Consider the following 17605-nt stretch of genomic DNA (forward strand, 5'->3'; position numbering starts at 1 on the left):
AGATCGCGCCTGCCGACCTGGCGAAGCTCACCGGTGCGGTCATCGCACCGATCAGCGCTTAGGAAACGGGAGCCGTCAGGTTCCCGATCCGCACGATCGCGCCGAGACCCGACGGCCACGCGACGGTGACCCGGTCGCCCAGGCTGCCCTGACCGGGCAGGTCGAACTGGACGGACGCCGGGTTCACCCGCGGGCCGTGGCTCTGCGAGGACACGTAGACGACGGCCTCGCGGTCCTCGTCGACCAGCGCCTCGGAGTACTCGCCCTGGCCCCCTGCCAGCGGGACGTTCATGTCCTGGCCCTCGGCGTCGAGGAACTTCACGTTGCTCAGGCTGCCGCCGATCCGGCACGAGGCGCCGTCCGCGGCGGCGAACCTGATCACGTGCGCCTTGCTCGCGCTCGTCGGCGAACGCATGTCGTGCGCACTGACCACCAGGTCGCTCCCGTCGCACCACGGCCGCTCGCCGGCCAGCGCCGTCGCCGACACCGCGGTGGCCACCAGAGCGGCACCGGTCAGTGCGAGTGCGGTTTTGCGGAACGTGTTCACGTGCTCTCCCCGAATTGTTCTCGAATGGCGTCCCTCTATGCACAGAAGACGCCACCGGTCGGCTCGGGTTGTCCCGCAATTCGCTAAACGTGCTTTCGGCCGAATCTGCTGTCTTGATTGGCGGCGCCGCTATTCGCCGGTCTGGCCGTCGACCGCTTCCCTGAGCAGGTCGGCGTGGCCGTTGTGCCGGGAGTACTCCTCGACCATGTGCGTCAGGATCCAGCGCAGGCTCACCCTGCGGTCGTCGCGCCACGGCGGGCGCCGGGCGAGCTGACCGAGGTCTCCGCCTTCCAGCGCCTCCTCGACCGCCCTGCGGGCGCGGGCGACCTCGTCCTGCCAGAGCGCGTGCAGCTGCTCCGGGGTGTCGTGGGCGGCGGAGTGCCAGTCCCAGTCGCGGTCGGCCTCCCAGTCGACGCTCTGCCACGGCTCCAGCGGCTCGCGGTCGTGCAGCACGACGTGGAACCACTGCTGCTCGACGTAGGCGATGTGCTTGATGAGGCCGCCGAGCGTCATGGACGACTTCGAGGTCGTCGCGTTCAGCTGCTCGGCGGTGAGGCCCTCGGTCTTCCACGCCAGGGTGGCGCGGTGGAACTCGAGGAAGCCGGTCAGGGTGGCGAGCTCGTCGCCGTCGAGCGGCGGTTCCGGGCGGCCCTGCTCGTCGAAGTCGGTCATGGCGAGATCCCAGCCCAAGTCGTAGGGTGCCACCATTTGGTTTAGACCAATACGGGAGGCAGACGTGCGCATCCTCGATCTCGACCGCTCCGGGCTCGCCGCGCTGCGCGGGCGGGAGCTCTCCAGCGCCGTGGCGGCGTCCGAGGGACGGACCATGGTCGCCGAGGTGTTCGCCGACCGCGCCGCGCTGTCGTTCGACGGGCAGAACGGCGTGCACAACGCCGAGCTGATGGCCGCGTTCGGCGCCGACGTCGTCGTGCTGAACATGATCGACCGGGTCTGGGACGGCACGTCGTTCCGCTTCCCCGGCCTCGGCGAGCTGGGCAGCCTGCGCGAGCTGGCGGAGCGCATCGGCAGGCCGATCGGCGTCAACGTCGAGCCCGGCAACGTCCCCGACCTGCGCAAGGCCACGGCCGAGAACGCGCGCAGGCTCGCGGACGCGGGTGCCGCGCTGATCGTGCTGACCGCCAACCCGAGCACCGACGGCTCGCTCGACGGCATGGCGCGCGCCACCGAGCAGATCCGCACGGAGGCGGCGCTGTGGGTGGGCAAGATGCACCACGCGGGTCATCCGGAACCGATCACCGCGGCCAAGCTCACCCGTCTCGTGGACGCGGGCGCCGACGGCGTGGTCCTGCCGATCCCCGGCACGCTGCCCGGCGTCACGAGGGAGGCGGCCGCCGAGGCGGTGGCGGCGGTGCACGAGAGGGGCGCCGTGGTCCTGGGCGCGATCGGCACGTCGCAGGAGGGCGCGCACACCAACGTCGTGCCGCAGCTGGCCCTCACGGCGAAGGAGATCGGCGTCGACGCGCACCACATCGGCGACTGCTTCCTGCCGGGCATGGGCGACCCGGAGCTGCTGTACGCCTACTCGGTCGCGGTCCGCGGGCGCCGGCACACGTGGACGCGGATGGCGCGCTAGTCGAGCGGCCTCAGCACGCGGTCCAGCCACTCGCCGACGGACCGGCCGACGTCCGCGACGGAGGCCTTGAGCGAGTGGTCGCCTTGGAGCAGCACGACCTCGCGGTGGTTCCCGCGGCCGGGCCGGCCGAACGGGTCGCTCTCGCCCTGCACGACCAGCGTGGCGACCTCGACGCCGTCGAGCTCGGCCATCCGGGACTTCTCCGGCTTGCCCGGCGGGTGCACGGGGAACGCGAGGCACAGCACGGCCACGGCCTGGCCCTCGACCGACGTGCGGCAGGCCACGCGGGCCCCCGACGACCGGCCCCCGAACACCAGGGGCAGGCCGTCGAACCAGCGTTCGCCCAGGTCGTAGGCCACGGACAGCCAGGCGGTGTCGAGCTGGACCGCGGGCGCCGGGGCACGGCGGCCCGCGACGCGGTAAGGCTGTTCGACCAGGGCCACGTGCACGCCGACGGAGTTCGCGGCGCGGCACGCGGCCACCAGGTCGGGGGCTTCGACACCGCCACCGGCGCCGTGGCCGAGCAGCAGCGCGGCCCGCGGTTCCTGGGCGCAGTGCAGGGAGGCCCGCGCGGGACCGTGCGGCGTGTCCACCAGCAGGGTGGTCACGACAGCTCGAGCTGGGCGGCGGAGGGCTCCCCGGCGAGCGGGACGCGGTCCAGCAGGGACGGGTCGTTGTTCTTCACGCTGCCGACCGCCGTCGACACGGGACGCAGTTCGAGGGCCTCGACGATCGACAGGTCGGGCGTCAGCAGCGCGCTCGGGTCGAGCGAGTCCGGGTCGAGCCACGCCGCCCACCGGTCCGGCGGCAGCAGCAGCGGCATGCGGTTGTGGATCTCGGTCAGCGCACCGGTGGACTCCGTGGTGAGCACCGCGCACGTGACGGTCGCGACGTCGTCCTTCCACCACACCGACCAGATGCCCGCCATCGCGATCGACGTGTCGTCCCCGAGCGTCATGAAGTACGGCTGCTTGCGGCCCTCGGCGGGCTGCCACTCGTACCAGCCGGCGGCGGGGATGATGCAGCGCCGCTTGGTCACCGACTGCTTGTAGGCGGGCTTGGTCAGCACGCTCTCCGCGCGGGCGTTGATCATCTTGGCCGCGCCGGACAGGTCCTTGGCCCAGTGCGGGACCAGGCCCCAGCGCATCACCCGGAGGCTGCGCTCGAGCTCCTCGTCCTCCGGCTTGCGCTCGACCACCGCCATCACGTGCTTGGTGGGAGCGATGTTGTAGTCCGCCCCCGGTGCCTCGCCGCCGGTCCCGTCCACCGCGTCGAACTCGGCCGCCAGCAGCGCCGGGTCCTTGGTGGAGGCGTACCTACCGCACAAAACCGATCACCTCCGAAGTCGCCATGCTCCCACGCCCGGAACACCTGTGCGAGCTGCGCCGACCCCGATGCGGGATCATTCACGGCATGACTCAGCACTGGTCAGCCCCCGGCGCCTCCGGCCCAGTCCACTCGACGGTGCCGGTGCCCGGCTCGAAGTCGATCACGAACCGCGCCCTGGTGCTCGCGGCGCTGGCCGACGGGCCGTCCACCGTGCACGCGCCGTTGCGCAGCCGCGACACCGTGCTGATGACGGCCGCGCTGTCGTCGCTCGGCATCGGGGTCACCGACCGCGAGGACGGCGGCTGGGACGTGCTGCCCGGTCTGCTGCGCGGGCCCGCCGACGTCGACTGCGGCCTCGCGGGCACGGTCATGCGCTTCCTGCCGCCCGCCGCGGCGCTCGCCGAGGGCGAGATCCGGTTCGACGGCGACCCGCACGCCCGCCTGCGGCCGATGAGCACCGTGCTGGGTGCGCTGCGCTCGCTGGGCGTGGAGGTCGACGGTGACGCGCTGCCGTTCACGTTGCACGGCACGGGTTCGGTGCCCGGCGGCGAGGTGACGATCGACGCGTCGGGCTCGTCGCAGTTCGTGTCCGGCTTGCTGCTGTCGGCCGCCCGCTTCGACAAGGGCGTGACGGTCCGGCACGACGGCAAGCCCGTGCCCTCGTTGCCGCACATCGAGATGACGGTCCAGACGCTGCGCTCCGTCGGCGTCGAGGTCGACACCGACGGCACCACCACCTGGCGCGTCGAGCCCGGCGTGATCAAGGCCCGCACCTGGCACGTGGAGCCGGACCTGTCGAACGCGACGGTGTTCCTGGCGGCGGCCGCGGTGACCGGCGGCGAGGTGACGATCCCGCACTGGCCCGCCACGACGACCCAGCCCGGTGACGCCGTGCGCGGCATCCTGGAGCGGATGGGCTGCGAGGTCGAGGTGTCCGAGCGCGGCCTGACCGTGCGCGGCCCGGCGAAGCTGTCCGGCGTGGACATCGACCTGCGCGACGAGAGCGAGCTGACGCCGACCGTCGCCGCCCTGGCCGCCCTGGCCGAGGGGCGCACGGTCATCCGCGGTGTCGCGCACATCCGCGGCCACGAGACGGACCGGATCGCCGCGCTGGTCAACGAGATCAACGCGTTGGGCGGCAACGCCTCCGAGACCGAGGACGGCCTCGTCATCGACCCGGCGCCGCTGCACGGCGGGGTGTGGCGGGCCTATGCCGACCACCGGATGGCGACCGCGGGCGCGATCATCGGGCTGGTGGTGCCAGGCGTCGAGGTCGACGACATCGGCAGCACCACCAAGACGATCCCCGACTTCCCCGGGATGTGGGACGCCATGCTCACCGGGGGCGCGTAGAAGTGGGCAAGCGGGACTGGCGCAAGCTCGACGAGTCCGACGTGCGCGTGCGCCCCGGCAAGGGGACGCGGCCGCGCAGCAAGAGGCGGCCGGAGCACGCCGACGCCGAGAGCGCGATGGTGATCGGCGTCGACCGCGGCCGCTGGACGTGCGCACTGGAGTCCGGTGTGGTCGTCACGGCCATGCGGGCCCGTGAGCTGGGCCGCACGCCCGTGGTGGTGGGCGACCAGGTCGGCATCGTCGGTGACACGTCGGGTCAGCCGGACACGCTGGCCCGCATCGTGCGCGTCGAGGAGCGCACGTCGGTCCTGCGCCGGACCGCGGACGACACGGACCCGTTCGAACGGGTCGTCGTCGCGAACGCCTCCCAGCTCATCATGGTCGTCGCGCTCGCCGATCCCCCGCCGCGCACCGGGTTCATCGACCGGTGCCTGGTCGCCGCGTACGCCGGCGGCCTGGAACCGGTGCTGTGCCTGACGAAGTCGGACCTCGCGTCCGCCGACTCGCTGCTCGCGCTCTACACCGAGCTCGACGTGCCGGTGGTCGTGACGCGGTTCGACGAGGAGCCCGCCGAGCTGCGGGCGCGCCTGGCCGACACGGTGTCGTGCCTGATCGGCCACTCCGGCGTCGGCAAGTCCACGCTGGTCAACCGGCTGGTGCCGGACGCGAACCGCGCGGTGGGCGTGGTGTCGGGCGTCGGCAAGGGCCGGCACACCTCGACCCAGGCCGTGGCGCTGCGGCTGCCCGACGGCGGCTGGGTCGTGGACACGCCGGGCATCCGCTCGTTCGGCCTCGCGCACATCACCCCGGACGACATCGTGAAGGCGTTCCCGGACTTCGCGGAGGCGGCGGAGGAGTGCCCGCCGGGGTGCGGCCACCTCGGCTCCCCCGAGGACCCGGGCTGCATGATCGACGAGCTCGTGCCGGACGCGCCGGGCCGCCTCACCTCGCTGCGCCGCCTGCTGGCGTCGCGCGCGGGCCTCGACGATTACGCTGACTGATCATGAGCTTGCGCTGGTTGCCACCCCTGCTGGTCGTCCTCGCCGCCTGCTCGGCCCCGGACGCCGGGAAGTCGATCACCTCGGCCGACCCGTGTTCCGTGCTGGAGGACGGTGACGCGGGCACGCTCGAGGGCACCCCGGCCAGGTCCGGGCAGACGTGCGACTACGCGTTCGACGGGCTCACCGCGAAGCTCACGCTGCGGGAAGGGGTCTTCGCGGACGAGTCGCAGAAGCTGCTGGCCGAGGGCGGCAGCGGCGGCGTGATCGCCGGCGGTGTGGGCGACAGCAACAACCGCCCGGTGACCACCCGGTGCGCGGACTCCTCCGGCGAAGTGACGTGCGACGCCGTCCTGGAAGTGCGGGAACGGCAGCTCGTGACCTTCCAGGTGGTGCAGCGCAGCAACGACCGCAACATGGTCGGCCAGGTCGTCCAGGGGCTCGCCGCGAAGGCGTACGAACGGCTCGTCACACCCTGACGCGCTGTCTCGTCCACAGGTCATGAAGGTATTCGTGATCGGTGCATCGGGTGTTCTCGGACGGCAGGCGGTGCCCCGGCTGCGGGCGGCGGGACACGAGGTCGGGGTGCTGGACCGGCGCACGACCTCGCTGTTCGACGCGGACCAGCTGGCCGCCGCGCTGACGGGCCACGACGCCGTCGTCAACCTCGCCACCCGCATCCCGCTCTCGGCGAAGGCAGTGCTGGCCAGCGCCTGGGCCGAGAACGACCGCATCCGCACGCAGGGCAGCGCCGCCCTGGTCGAGGCCGCGACGAGGGCCGGGGTCGGGCGGATCGTGCAGGAGGGCATCTCGTTCGTCTACGCGGACGGCGGCGACCGGGAGCTCGACGAGAACTCCCCCGTCGAGCCCGTGGGGCACATCGCCAGCTCGGTCACGGCCCAGCACACCGTCCTGGAACACTCCGGGGCCGTGTTCCTGCGGATCGGGTTGCTGCTCGGCGGCGAGGCGCAGCCGCCACCGGTGCTCGTCGGCGGCGGCTGGATGTCCGTCGTGCACCCCGCGGACGCGGCGGCGGCCGCGATCGCGGTCCTGGACGCGCCGCCCGGGATCTACAACGTCGGCACGCCGGTCCTGAAGCGGGACACCGGGATCACGCGCCTGCCGAAGTTCGTGGGGCGCCTGGCGCCGGCGTTCGAGGTCTTCGCGCGGTCGCAGCGGGTCGTCAGCACGAAGCTGACCGGGGCGACGGGCTGGCGGCCGCGCCACTAACCCATGTGCGGGTACCGGTGGTCCGTCGGCGGCACGAGGGTCTCCTTGACGGCGCGCGGGCTCGTCCACCGCTGCAGGTTGTAGATCGAGCCCGCCTTGTCGTTGGTGCCGGAGCCGCGCGAGCCGCCGAACGGCTGCTGCCCGACGACGGCGCCGGTCGGCTTGTCGTTGACGTAGAAGTTGCCCGCCGCGAACCGCAGGGCCTTGTGCGCCTGGTCGACGGCCATCCGGTCGCGCGCGAAGATCGCGCCCGTCAGCGCGTACGGCGTGGAGTTGTCGATGATCTCCATCATCCGCGGGAACTCCGCGTCCTCGTAGACGTGCACGGCGAGGATCGGTCCGAAGTACTCCGTGGTGAAGATGTCGTGGTGCGGGTCGGTGCCGAGCAGCACCGTCGGGTCGACGAAGTAGCCCACCGAGTCGTCGCACGAGCCGCCGGCCAGCACCTCGACCGAGGTGGACGCCGACGCCATCAGCAACGCCTCCTCGTGCTTGGCGAACGCCCGCCGGTCGATCACGGCCCCGCCGAAGACGGACAGGTCCGTGACATCGCCGTACGCCAACGACTTCGTGACGTCGAGCAGCCGCTCCCGCACCCCGCCCTCCCACAGCGACCGCGCCACGTACGCCCGTGAGGCGGCGCTGCACTTCTGGCCCTGGTACTCGAAAGCACCCCGCACGAGCCCGGTGACCAGCGCCTCGGGGTCGGCGGAGGCGTGGGCGAGCACGAAGTCCTTGCCCCCGGTCTCGCCGACGACGCGCGGGTAGGCGCGGTAGTTGTCGAGGTTGCCCGCCATGGTCCGCCACAACGCCTTGAACGTCCGCGTCGACCCGGTGAAGTGCAGCCCGGCGAAGAACCGGTCGCGCAACGCCACCTCGCTCACCGCCTGCCCGTCCCCGGTGACGAGGTTGACCACGCCCGGCGGCAGACCGGCCTCCTCGAGCAGTCGCATGGTGAAGTGCGCGGCCAGCTGTTGCGTCGGCGACGGCTTCCACACCACGGTGTTGCCCATCAGCGCGGGTGCCAGCGGCAGGTTGCCGGCGATGGCCGTGAAGTTGAACGGCGTGATCGCCACGACGAACCCGTCGAGCGGCCGGTGGTCCATCCGGTTCCACACGCCCGGACTGCTCCGCGGCTGCTCCTCGAGGATCCGCCGCCCGAAGTGGACGTTGAACCGCAGGAAGTCGATCAGCTCGCACGCCGAGTCGATCTCGGCCTGCTGCACGGACTTCGACTGCCCGAGCACCGTGGCGGCGTTGAGCGTGTCCCGCCACGGCCCGGCGAGCAGGTCGGCGGCCTTCAGCAGCACCGCGGCCCGTTCGTCGAAGGGCAACTCCTGCCAGCCGGGCGCCGCGTGCTGGGCGGCCCGCATGGCGTCGGCGACGTCGGAGTTGGTGGCCTGCGCCGTCGTGCCGAGGACGTGCCGGTGGTCGTGCGGCTGAACGACGTCGATGCGCTCGCCCCCGGCCATCCGCTGCTCGCCACCGATGGTCATCGTCAGCTCGTGCTCCCGGCCCTCGAGCTCGGCGATCCGAGCAAGCAGACTGGTCCGTTCGGCGCTATCGGGACCATAGGCGCGCACAGGCTCGTTGATCGGTTCGGGTGCAGACGTGACGGCGTCCATTCCCCCATCGTGGCACGCGGTAGTAGGGTCCGTCGGGTGGCGCGGGTGACTGGCATCGGCGGGATATTCCTGCGTTCTCGAGATCCTGCGCGCCTCGCGGCCTGGTACCGCGACAACCTCGGCGTTCCCATGTCGGAGAAGGGCGCCGTCACCTTCCACTGGCTCGACACGGCCACGTCGGACCGTCCCGGGACGACGACGATGGCGTTGTTCGCCCAGGACACCGAGTACATCGGGGAACCGCACCAGCGGACGATGCTCAACCTGCGCGTCGACGACCTCTCGTCGTTGATGGTCAAGTTGAAGGCTCGCGGGGTCGAGGTGCTGCCGGAGACCGAGGACTCGGATTTCGGGCGGTTCGGGTGGTGTGTGGATCCGGAGGGGAACCGGATCGAGCTCTGGGAGCCTGCCGAGGGGATGTGACCCCTGGGCGGGCTCGCGCGCGAGTTCCGGCGTTCCAGCGCCCCCGGTTTTCAGTGCCCCCGGTTCCAGCGCCCCTGGGTTTCAGCGCACCCTGGGTTTCAGCGCACCCTGGGTCTCAGCGCACCCTGGTTTCAGCGCCCTGGGTTTCAGCGCACCCCGATTTCCAGCGCCCCCGGTTTCAGCGCGCCCCGATTTCAGCGCGGCAAAAGTGTCAGACCCGCTGAGTACGTTGGGTCGCGGGGGGTCCCGAAGCCGGGGGGACCCCTGCGTCAGCCTGTCCGCGCGTTGCCGGGGCCCTACATGAGCTCCAGCACGAACGGGAGTTCCTGCGGCGCGTACCAGGCCAGCTCGTGGTCCTCGGCGCTGCCGAGTGCGAACTCCGCGTCCGGGTCGCCCAGGTCCGCCGCGTCCACCACGTCGGCCGCCGCCCGCACGTCCGTCTCGGCCTCGGCCGTGTCCATGTGCACGGACGCGACCGCCTTCAGCGTCACCGGCCCCGAGATCTTCACGACCGAGAAGTCGAGGTCCGGGCGCAGCGTCACGTCGTCGACGTCCACCGCGAGCACGGCGCGGCGCGGTTCCGCCTTCTCGTCGCCCGCCAGCAGGCGCAGGGAGGCACGGGCGGCGTCCAGCATGGCCGCGTACTCGAGTTCTTCCGTGTCGCCGGCGGCGTAGGACTCGCGCAGGGCCGGGGTCAGGGCGAACGCCGTGCCACCGATCGGGGCCAGTTCGCCGTCGTCGACGAACGAGCGCAGCATCGACACCGTGGCCGGGATGTACACCCTCATGCGGTCGCCGTTCCCATCAGTTCCTCCACCGACTCCTCGACCATGCTCGCGAGAACGTCCACATCGGACATGGCGTCGCGGTCGCCGTTCAGCCCGAAGTACACACCGCCGTCGTACGACGTCACCCCGATCGCCAGCGCCTGGTTCTTGGCCAGCGGGACGACCGGGAAGATCTCGGTCATTCTCGCGCCCGCCGCGTACAACGGCACCTGCGGGCCGGGAACGTTCGTGACGATCACGTTGAACAGCCGGCGCGAGAACGACGACGCGGCCCTCGCGCCCAGGGCGTGCAGGGTCGGCGGAGCGAAGCCCGAGACCTTCACCAGGGCGTCGGCGGCGACGGACTGGCCCGACTCCTGGTGGGCGCGCATCGCGTGGCTGACGTGGTGCAGGCGCACGACCGGGTTCGGTTCGCCGACCGGGAGGTCGACCAGGTAGGCGCTGACGTTGTTGCCCGAGTCCGGGTCTGCGTCGCGCACCGAGAGAGGCGCCATCGCACGGATCGTGGTGCTGCCCGTGACGTTCTCGCCGCGGCTGAGCAGCCAGTTGCGCAGTGCGCCCGACAACGCCGCGAGCACTACGTCGTTCACCGTGCCACCGTGCGCCTTGCGGATGGAACGCAGGTCGTCGAGCTGAGCGCGCGCTACGGCGAACCGGCGCTGCGGTGAGCTGATGCGGACGTTCAGCGGTGTGCCGGGCGCAGGGGTTGCGGCGGTCCGCACGGCCGAGGCGAGGACGCCGAACGCGTTGAAGACCTTCTCGACGGTGTTGACCGTGTCGAGGGCGGCGCTGCGGACGTTCTCGACGAGTTCGCCGGGGCGCTGCACGATGTCGGTGACCGCGTCGGCCACGAGCTGCAGCGAGCTGGGTTCGGGCTGCGGCATCCAGAGGTTCTCGACGTTCGTGCGCGGCGACGGCGACACGTCCAGCATGACCTGGCCGATCTCCAGCGACGCGATGCCGTCGACCATGGCCTGGTGGGTCTTGGTGATGACCGCGGCCTGGTTCTTCGCGAGGCCCTCGACCAGGTAGATCTCCCACAGCGGGCGGGAGTGGTCGAGCGGGCGCGACATCAGGCGCGCGACCAGGTCGTGCAGCTGCGCCTCGGTGCCCGGCCTGGGCAGGGCGCTGCGCCGCACGTGGTAGGTGACGTCGAAGTCCGGGTCGTCGACCCACACCGGTCGCGCGATGCGGCCGGGGACGTGCACGACCTTCTGCCGGTAGCGCGGCACGAGGCTCAGGCGCTGCTCGATCAGGTCGACGAGCTTGTCGTAGTCGAAGCCCGCCTTGGGCCGGCGGAACACGGCCACTCCGCCGACGTGCATCGGCGTCGTGGAGCCCTCGAGGTACAGGAACGAGGCGTCCAGCGCTGACAGTCGGTCCGGCATGCCACCCAGCCTAGTGGCGTTTGCGCTCGATCAACTTCTCCAGCGCGGCGCGTTCCAGCGGATCGCGGTCGTGGCGCTCCAGCCGGATGCGCGCGGCGTCCGGGATCGCCTCGATCGCCTTCGGGTCCACGTTGGCCATGAACGACCTCAGGAACCGCCACCGCGTGAGCTTCTTGACCGGCGCGAGGCGGGCGACGGCGAGCGACACCCAGCTGAGCGCCACGTCCAGCCTGCGGTCGCCCTTGGTCGCGGACGCCCAGTCGAGCACGACGGGGCCTTCCGGGCCGAGCACGACGTTGCCGGGGTGCAGGTCGAGGTGCAGCAGGTGGCCCTCGCCGCTGAGGAAGTCCGGCGCGGCGATGACGTCGAGACGGCGGTGCAGGTCGGCGAGCTCGCGCCCGAGGCCACCCGCGAGCCACGGCTTGCGGCCGATCTCCTCGGACATCCGCGGGCCGGGCACGTACTGCATGACGAGTTCGTCCGCGGAGGCCTCGTGCACCCGCGGGACGGGGATGCCGTGACCGCTCAGGTAGACCATCATCTCGGCCTCCACCCGCAGGTCACGGCCGGTGCGCGTGCGTTTGACGAGCAGCCCGTCGGACCGGATGAACACGTCCGAGTCCTGACCGCTCGCGAGATGTTGACGTTGCGCGACGCTGCGCATACCTGACGTCATGTGACGATCATCATCAATATGATCCGAAGCACAAGGGCCGAACGGCTCTAGTCAGACTCTTCACCCGTTCGAGCCGGTCTCGAGCCTGCTCACCGGCCACATCACCGGCTGAATCACTGGCCGATGACCGGCGGTGCGGCCTTGCGGTCGAGCCCGAAGACGTTCTCGCCCTCTTCCAGCCACGTGACGTGGCGGCCGCTCGGCCGTCCGCCCATCAGCATCCCGACGGCCTCGCCGAGAACCCTCATCGCCAACCCCATGCCGTCACCGAATCCGAGGTCGAGGGTGTCCGCGGACCGGTTATCGCCTGTCCCGCAGGCATTACACGTTCGAGTGACGGTATTCGCGCTGGTCACGAATGCCGACCCTGCCGGTTGGCCGAGCGCGGACGGCCGTCTGGCACCCTCTTGCTGTGGAGATCTCGCCCAAGGACCGCTTCGTCACCGTCTACGGCCGCAAGCCAGTGCTGGAAGCGCTGGACGACCCGGCGTTGTCGGTGGACAAGGTGGTGCTCGCCGACACCGCGCGCGGCCCGGCGGCGCGCGAGATCCTCGACGCGGCGCGGTCCCGCGGCGTCCAGGTGCAGCGGGCCACCGCCCAGCGCGTGAAGGTGCTGGCGGGCAACGGCAAGCAGGACCAGGGTGTGCTCGCGGACGTCGTGGCGCCGCGGATGAAGCCCCTGGCGCTGGCGCTGGAAGAGGGCTCGCTGCGGTCGGTGCTGGTGCTTGACGGCATCACCACGCCCGCGAACGTCGGCATGATCCTGCGCACGGCGACCGCCGCCGGCATCGACGGCATCGTGGTGCCGCGCCGGGGCGTCGCGTCGATCGACCCGCTCGTGGTCAAGGCCTCCGCCGGAGTGGCTTTCCGAGCGCCTGTGCTGCGCTGCGGCACCTCGGCGGAGGCCTCGGCTTTGTTGCGCGCTTCCGGGTATCCCCTCTACGCGCTCGATTCCCACGCTTCCGACACCATTTATTCCGCCTCTTTCGGCGGTCGCGCCGCATTCGTGCTCGGCAGCGAGACGTCTGGAATCACCGAGGACGTGCGGCCGCACGTCACGTCGTGGCTGTCGATTCCGATGGCGGCGGGCGTGGAGTCGCTCAACGTGGCATCAGCGGCGGCCGTGCTCTGCTTCGAGCTCGTGCGACGCGCTCAGAGCCACTCGACGTGATACCCGATGACGCGGGTGCCGCCGAGCAGTGACGTGCACACTGCCAGCGAAGACTCGCCCCTGACCCGGCCGATGTCCTCGTAGCAACCGCGCTCCTGCTGCGCTGTGCGGATGAGGCGATTGCCGTGGCGGCTGCAACACAGGCGACAACTCTTCACATTTTCGCCCCTCTGCATTCGACTGGCGGACGATTCGAACGTAGTCCGCGGGCCGAATACCGGGCAATTGCGCTGCGGGGTGAAAACTAATCGCGGAGCGCGATCGCCAGCAGGATCTCCAGCTCCTCGAGGGTGGACCGCGTCGACCGATGGTGGACGCCCACCATGCCCGCCTCGGCCGCTCCCCGGATGTTCACGGCGAGGTCGTCGACGAAGACGCACTCCCGCGGCTCCAGGTCCAGCTTGGCGGCGGTGAGCAGGTAGATGTCGACGTCCGGCTTCGCGAGCCCGACCTCACCGGACAGGACCGCGGCGTCGAAGAGCCCGGCGAACGCCGCGGGCGGCGACCACCACCCGTCCGCATTGGACAGCAGCGCGGTCTTGAAGCCGTGCTGCTTCGCCTTGCGCAGCGCGGTGAGCAGCGGAGGTTCGGCGGGGTTGTCCTCACCGGGATCGGTCAGGACGCCGCCGTAGTCGAGCACCAGAGCCTTGAGCACCCTGAGAACGGTACCCACTTTCGGGTGGTACGTGTCCTGATCCGGGCTCTGGCGCGCCTGGTTCGTCATGCCCCCAGTCGTTCGCCGCCTCGCCGCCTACGAACCGCCGGTCGGGGTCGCCGTGATCCCGCGGCCCCGTCCCCGCCCGCAGCCCGCGTGGGTGCCGGAGCCCGAGCCGCCCTCGCCGCGCCTGGACGCCGTGCGGCTGGTGGCGGTGGTGCTGGAGGTCCTGGACGGACGGCGGTCCGCGCGCCTGCTGCGGGAGGTGGTGTCACCGGCGCTCGCCGGGCAACTGGTTGCCGCGGTGCGGCCGCGGAGCACCCGGATGATCCGGGTGCCTCGGGTGTGCCACCCGTCGCGGCTGGCGGCGGAGATCTCGGTGACCGTGCGGCGGGAGGGGCGGGTGCTGGCCGTGGCCGCTCGGGTCGAGCACCGGCGCGGGCGGTGGTGGTTCACCGCGTTCACGGTGCTGGAGTGAGCACGGTGCGGAAAGCCCTGTGGGCCGCGTTCCCGGAGGAACACGGCCCACAGGGCACTGACCTTCAGCCTGCTCAACGGCTCCGGCGCTGGTTCTTCGCCGCCTGGCGGGCCGCCTCACGGCGCTCCTTGCGGGTGGCGCCGCCCTGCTGACCGCCGCCGCCGTTCGACTCGGCGTGCTGTTCCACGCCGCCGTCCTCGGCCGGGCCGCTGTAGCTCAGGTTCTGCTGGCCGGGGCCGCCGAGGCCCTTGCCGCGCAGGGCCGGCGGGATGGCGCTGCCGCTCGACAGCTGCGCCATGGCCGGGCCCGACGGGGCCTGGGCCTGCTGCTGCGCCTGCTGCTGGGCGGCGGCCGCCGCGCGGGCACGCGCACGGGCGCCGCTCTGCGCACCGGAGCTCACCTGGGGCAGGGCCTGCGGCGCGGCGGCCAGGGTCACGGGGACCTCGGGCTCCACCGGCTCGGGCTCCGCCGCCTCCACCTGGAGGTTGAACAGGAAGCCGACCGTCTCCTCCTTCAACGCGTCGAGCATCGCGTTGAACATGTCGAAGCCCTCGCGCTGGTACTCGATGAGGGGGTCGCGCTGCGCCATGGCGCGCAGGCCGATGCCCTCCTTCAGGTAGTCCATCTCGTAGAGGTGCTCGCGCCACTTGCGGTCCAGGACGGACAGCAGGACGCGGCGCTCCAGCTCGCGGGTCGCACCCTCGCCGACCCGGCCGTCGATGTCGGCCTCGCGGTCGCGGTAGGCCTTCAGGGCGTCCTCGACGAGGAGCTCCCGCAGGTACTCGCGGGTGACGTCCTCATCGGACTCGAGGATCTCCTTCGGGTCCAGCGAGACCGGGTAGAGGGTCTTCAGCGCGGTCCAGAGCTTCTCGAAGTCCCAGTCCTCGGCGTAGCCGTCGGCCGTGGCGCCGTTGACGTACTCCTCCACGACGCTGACGATCATGTGCTCGACCTGGTCGCGCAGGTCCTCGCCGGCCAGCACGCGGTGGCGCTCGGCGTAGATCACCGTGCGCTGGCGGTTCATGACCTCGTCGTACTTGAGAACGTTCTTGCGGATCTCGAAGTTCTGCTGCTCGACCTGGGTCTGGGCGCTGCGGATCGCGCGGGTGACCATCTTGTGCTCGATCGGCACGTCGTCCGGCACGTTCAGGCGCGTCATGACCATCTCGACCATCGACGCGTTGAAGCGGCGCATCAGCTCGTCCTGCAGCGACAGGTAGAAGCGCGACTCACCGGGGTCGCCCTGACGGCCGGTGCGGCCGCGGAGCTGGTTGTCGATGCGGCGCGACTCGTGGCGCTCGGTGCCGAGGACGTAGAGACCGCCGGCCTCGCGGACCTCGTCGGCCTCCGCCTTGCCCTGGACCGTCAGCTCCTCGACGATCTTCGCCCACGCGGCCTCGTACTCCTCCGGCGTCTCCACCGGGTCGAGGCCCCGCTCGCGCAGCTCGTGGTCGGCGATGATGTCCGGGTTGCCGCCCAGCACGATGTCCGTACCGCGACCGGCCATGTTCGTCGCGACCGTGACGGCGCCCTTGCGGCCGGCCTTCGCGATGATCAGCGCCTCGCGGTCGTGGTGCTTCGCGTTCAGCACCTCGTGCGGGATGCCCCTGCGGACCAGCAGCTTCGACAGGTACTCCGAGCGCTCGACGCTCGTCGTGCCGATCAGGACCGGCTGGCCCTTCTCGTGCTTCTCGGCGATGTCGTCGGCCACCGCGTCGAACTTGGCCTCCTCGCTCTTGTAGACGAGGTCGGGCTGGTCCTTGCGCTGCGGCGGGCGGTTCGTCGGGATCGGGACGACGCCCAGCTTGTAGGTCTGGTGGAACTCGGCCGCCTCGGTCTCGGCGGTACCGGTCATGCCGCCGAGCTTCTCGTAGAGGCGGAAGTAGTTCTGCAGCGTGATCGTGGCGAGGGTCTGGTTCTCCGCCTTGATCTCGACGTTCTCCTTGGCCTCGATGGCCTGGTGCATGCCCTCGTTGTAGCGGCGGCCGGCCAGCACGCGGCCGGTGAACTCGTCGACGATCATGACTTCACCGTTGCGGACGATGTAGTCCTTGTCGCGGTTGTAGAGCTCCTTCGCCTTGAGGGCGTTGTTCAGGTAGCCCACCAGCGGCGTGTTCGCGGCCTCGTAGAGGTTGTCGATGCCGAGCTGGTCCTCGATGAACTCGACGCCGAGCTCGGTGACGGCGACCGTGCGCTTCTTCTCGTCGTACTGGTAGTGGTACGACTTGGACTTCTCCTCGATGACCTCGAGGCGGTCCTTCTGCGACAGCTGGGTGACGTCGATGCCGCGCATCCGCGGGGCCATCCGCGCGAACTCCGTGTACCAGCGCGCCGACTGCTCGGCGGGGCCGGAGATGATCAGCGGCGTGCGGGCCTCGTCGATGAGGATCGAGTCGACCTCGTCGACGATCGCGAAGTAGTGGCCGCGCTGCACGCACTCGTCCAGGCTCCACGCCATGTTGTCGCGCAGGTAGTCGAAGCCGAACTCGTTGTTCGTGCCGTAGGTGATGTCCGAGTTGTAGGACGCGCGGCGCTGCTCCGGCGTCATCTCGGAGAGGATCGCGCCGACCGAGAGGCCGAGGAAGCGGTGCACGCGGCCCATCCAGTCCGCGTCGCGCTTGGCCAGGTAGTCGTTCGTGGTGATGACGTGGACGCCCTGGCCCGCGATCGCGTTGAGGTAGACGGGCATGACCGAGGTCAGCGTCTTGCCCTCACCGGTGCGCATCTCGGAGATCTGACCGAGGTGCAGGGCGGCGCCACCCATCATCTGCACGTCGTAGGGGCGCTGACCCAGGGTGCGCTTCGCGGCCTCGCGAGCGACGGCGAAAGCCTCCGGCAGCAGTTCGTCGAGCGACTCGCCGTCGGCGTAGCGCTTCTTGAACTCGTCGGTCTTCGCGCGCAACTCGGCGTCGGAGAGGTCGACAACGTCATCTTCCAGACCGTTGATGGCGTTGGCGATGTTGCGGAGGCGCTTGAGCATCTTGCCCTCGCCGGAGCGGAGCAGTCGGGACAGCACCATCTGGATAGACCTCATCACCTGTATCGCGGCGCGCCCTCGCGGACGCCTTTCCCCTGCCCATCGTAGGCAAGTCGCCAAGATGTGTGCACGGACACAGGCGGATTGAGACCCCCGACCTGGTATGCGCAGGTCAGGTGTCGTTTTCTGCGATCTTCCGCTCTCGCCTGCCGCCGTGCCCCCGAACTCGGCTACTGCAGTGGTGAACGCGCGGGCACCACGTGAAGGTTCCTGGCCGGGCCAAGTTCACCTTGACGGTGAACGCCCGCGTGCGGAAAAGGGGCCGGGTGGCGGTAGACGCACGCCGCCGCCCCGCACGCGAGGGGTGCGGGGC

General features: G+C 70.9%; 18 protein-coding genes and 1 pseudogene. 8 read left to right on the top strand and 11 right to left on the bottom strand.

Features of this window, described 5'->3' with window-relative positions; translation table 11 throughout:
* Nucleotides 1-58: 58 nt before the first annotated feature.
* Together ACFWGZ_RS28460 and ACFWGZ_RS28465 are read right to left on the bottom strand one after the other, a co-directional pair.
* Nucleotides 59-547: a hypothetical protein gene (locus ACFWGZ_RS28460; RefSeq protein WP_382454649.1), complete on the bottom strand. Its 489-nt coding sequence runs from the start codon at nt 545-547 to the stop codon at nt 59-61.
* A gap of 129 nt (nt 548-676) precedes the next feature.
* A complete protein-coding gene (locus ACFWGZ_RS28465) occupies nt 677-1219 on the bottom strand; it encodes a DinB family protein (protein ID WP_382454650.1) in 543 nt (180 codons plus the stop codon).
* A 64-nt stretch (nt 1220-1283) separates the two neighbouring features.
* Between ACFWGZ_RS28465 and ACFWGZ_RS28470 the strand changes: the two genes are divergently transcribed.
* The gene (locus tag ACFWGZ_RS28470; protein WP_382454651.1) at nt 1284-2141 is read left to right on the top strand and encodes a hypothetical protein; all 858 of its coding nucleotides are present in this window, start codon (nt 1284-1286) and stop codon (nt 2139-2141) included.
* Here the strand turns inward: ACFWGZ_RS28470 and ACFWGZ_RS28475 are convergent.
* Nucleotides 2138-2749, bottom strand: a complete 612-nt coding sequence (locus ACFWGZ_RS28475) for an alpha/beta family hydrolase (protein WP_382454652.1) — start codon at nt 2747-2749, stop codon at nt 2138-2140. The two genes, ACFWGZ_RS28470 and ACFWGZ_RS28475, sit on opposite strands and share 4 nt — an antisense overlap.
* Nucleotides 2746-3468, bottom strand: coding sequence for an SOS response-associated peptidase (locus ACFWGZ_RS28480; protein ID WP_382454653.1), 723 nt, complete (start codon nt 3466-3468; stop codon nt 2746-2748). Before ACFWGZ_RS28480 ends, ACFWGZ_RS28475 begins: the two co-directional genes overlap by 4 nt.
* An 86-nt stretch (nt 3469-3554) precedes the next feature.
* Between ACFWGZ_RS28480 and aroA the strand changes: the two genes are divergently transcribed.
* The 4 genes from aroA to ACFWGZ_RS28500 are packed head-to-tail and all read left to right on the top strand — an operon-like array spanning nt 3555 to nt 7051.
* Nucleotides 3555-4823, top strand: a complete 1269-nt coding sequence (gene aroA, locus ACFWGZ_RS28485) for a 3-phosphoshikimate 1-carboxyvinyltransferase (RefSeq protein ID WP_382454654.1) — start codon at nt 3555-3557, stop codon at nt 4821-4823.
* 2 nt (nt 4824-4825) lie between these two features.
* A complete protein-coding gene (gene rsgA / locus ACFWGZ_RS28490) occupies nt 4826-5824 on the top strand; it encodes a ribosome small subunit-dependent GTPase A (RefSeq protein WP_382454655.1) in 999 nt (332 codons plus the stop codon).
* Between the two features lie 2 nt (nt 5825-5826).
* A complete protein-coding gene (locus tag ACFWGZ_RS28495; RefSeq protein WP_382454656.1) occupies nt 5827-6300 on the top strand; it encodes a hypothetical protein in 474 nt (157 codons plus the stop codon).
* 34 nt (nt 6301-6334) lie between these two features.
* Nucleotides 6335-7051 carry an NAD-dependent epimerase/dehydratase family protein gene (locus ACFWGZ_RS28500; RefSeq protein WP_382454657.1) on the top strand — a complete coding sequence of 239 codons (717 nt, stop codon included), beginning with the start codon at nt 6335-6337 and terminating at the stop codon, nt 7049-7051.
* Here ACFWGZ_RS28500 and pruA read toward each other — a convergent pair.
* Nucleotides 7048-8676: an L-glutamate gamma-semialdehyde dehydrogenase gene (gene pruA, locus ACFWGZ_RS28505; RefSeq protein ID WP_382454658.1), complete on the bottom strand. Its 1629-nt coding sequence runs from the start codon at nt 8674-8676 to the stop codon at nt 7048-7050. The genes ACFWGZ_RS28500 and pruA overlap by 4 nt on opposite strands.
* A 36-nt stretch (nt 8677-8712) precedes the next feature.
* On the opposite strand from pruA, the gene ACFWGZ_RS28510 reads away from it, so the two are divergent.
* A complete protein-coding gene (locus ACFWGZ_RS28510; RefSeq protein ID WP_382454659.1) occupies nt 8713-9099 on the top strand; it encodes a VOC family protein in 387 nt (128 codons plus the stop codon).
* Between the two features lie 296 nt (nt 9100-9395).
* On the opposite strand, the gene ACFWGZ_RS28515 is transcribed toward ACFWGZ_RS28510, so the two are convergent.
* The 4 genes from ACFWGZ_RS28515 to ACFWGZ_RS28530 all read right to left on the bottom strand — a co-directional run bounded on the left by ACFWGZ_RS28515 (nt 9396) and on the right by ACFWGZ_RS28530 (nt 12199).
* On the bottom strand, nt 9396-9887 hold the full coding sequence (locus ACFWGZ_RS28515; protein ID WP_382454660.1) for a DUF6912 family protein: 492 nt from the start codon (nt 9885-9887) through the stop codon (nt 9396-9398).
* A complete protein-coding gene (locus ACFWGZ_RS28520) occupies nt 9884-11275 on the bottom strand; it encodes a wax ester/triacylglycerol synthase family O-acyltransferase (RefSeq protein WP_382454661.1) in 1392 nt (463 codons plus the stop codon). Before ACFWGZ_RS28520 ends, ACFWGZ_RS28515 begins: the two co-directional genes overlap by 4 nt.
* Nucleotides 11276-11285: 10 nt before the next feature.
* Nucleotides 11286-11951 (bottom strand): phosphotransferase, encoded by a 666-nt coding sequence (locus ACFWGZ_RS28525; protein WP_382454662.1) that lies wholly within the window; start codon nt 11949-11951, stop codon nt 11286-11288.
* A 113-nt stretch (nt 11952-12064) separates the two neighbouring features.
* Nucleotides 12065-12199: a hypothetical protein gene (locus tag ACFWGZ_RS28530; protein ID WP_382454663.1), complete on the bottom strand. Its 135-nt coding sequence runs from the start codon at nt 12197-12199 to the stop codon at nt 12065-12067.
* A gap of 164 nt (nt 12200-12363) precedes the next feature.
* Here ACFWGZ_RS28530 and ACFWGZ_RS28535 point away from each other — a divergent pair, with 164 nt between their 5' ends.
* Nucleotides 12364-13122 (top strand): TrmH family RNA methyltransferase, encoded by a 759-nt coding sequence (locus ACFWGZ_RS28535; RefSeq protein ID WP_382454664.1) that lies wholly within the window; start codon nt 12364-12366, stop codon nt 13120-13122.
* Nucleotides 13123-13366: 244 nt separating this feature from the next.
* Here the strand turns inward: ACFWGZ_RS28535 and ACFWGZ_RS28540 are convergent, their stop codons facing one another.
* Nucleotides 13367-13777 (bottom strand): HAD-IA family hydrolase, encoded by a 411-nt coding sequence (locus tag ACFWGZ_RS28540; protein ID WP_382454665.1) that lies wholly within the window; start codon nt 13775-13777, stop codon nt 13367-13369.
* A 67-nt stretch (nt 13778-13844) separates the two neighbouring features.
* On the opposite strand from ACFWGZ_RS28540, the gene ACFWGZ_RS28545 reads away from it, so the two are divergent.
* Nucleotides 13845-14255, top strand: coding sequence for an Rv3235 family protein (locus ACFWGZ_RS28545; protein WP_382454666.1), 411 nt, complete (start codon nt 13845-13847; stop codon nt 14253-14255).
* A gap of 462 nt (nt 14256-14717) precedes the next feature.
* Here ACFWGZ_RS28545 and secA read toward each other — a convergent pair.
* Nucleotides 14718-17274: pseudogene (gene secA, locus ACFWGZ_RS28550) on the bottom strand (preprotein translocase subunit SecA); the annotation flags it as partial.
* Between the last annotated feature and the right edge of the window lie 331 nt (nt 17275-17605).

The sequence above is a fragment of the Lentzea sp. NPDC060358 genome (assembly GCF_042725365.1).
Lineage (GTDB): Bacteria > Actinomycetota > Actinomycetes > Mycobacteriales > Pseudonocardiaceae > Lentzea.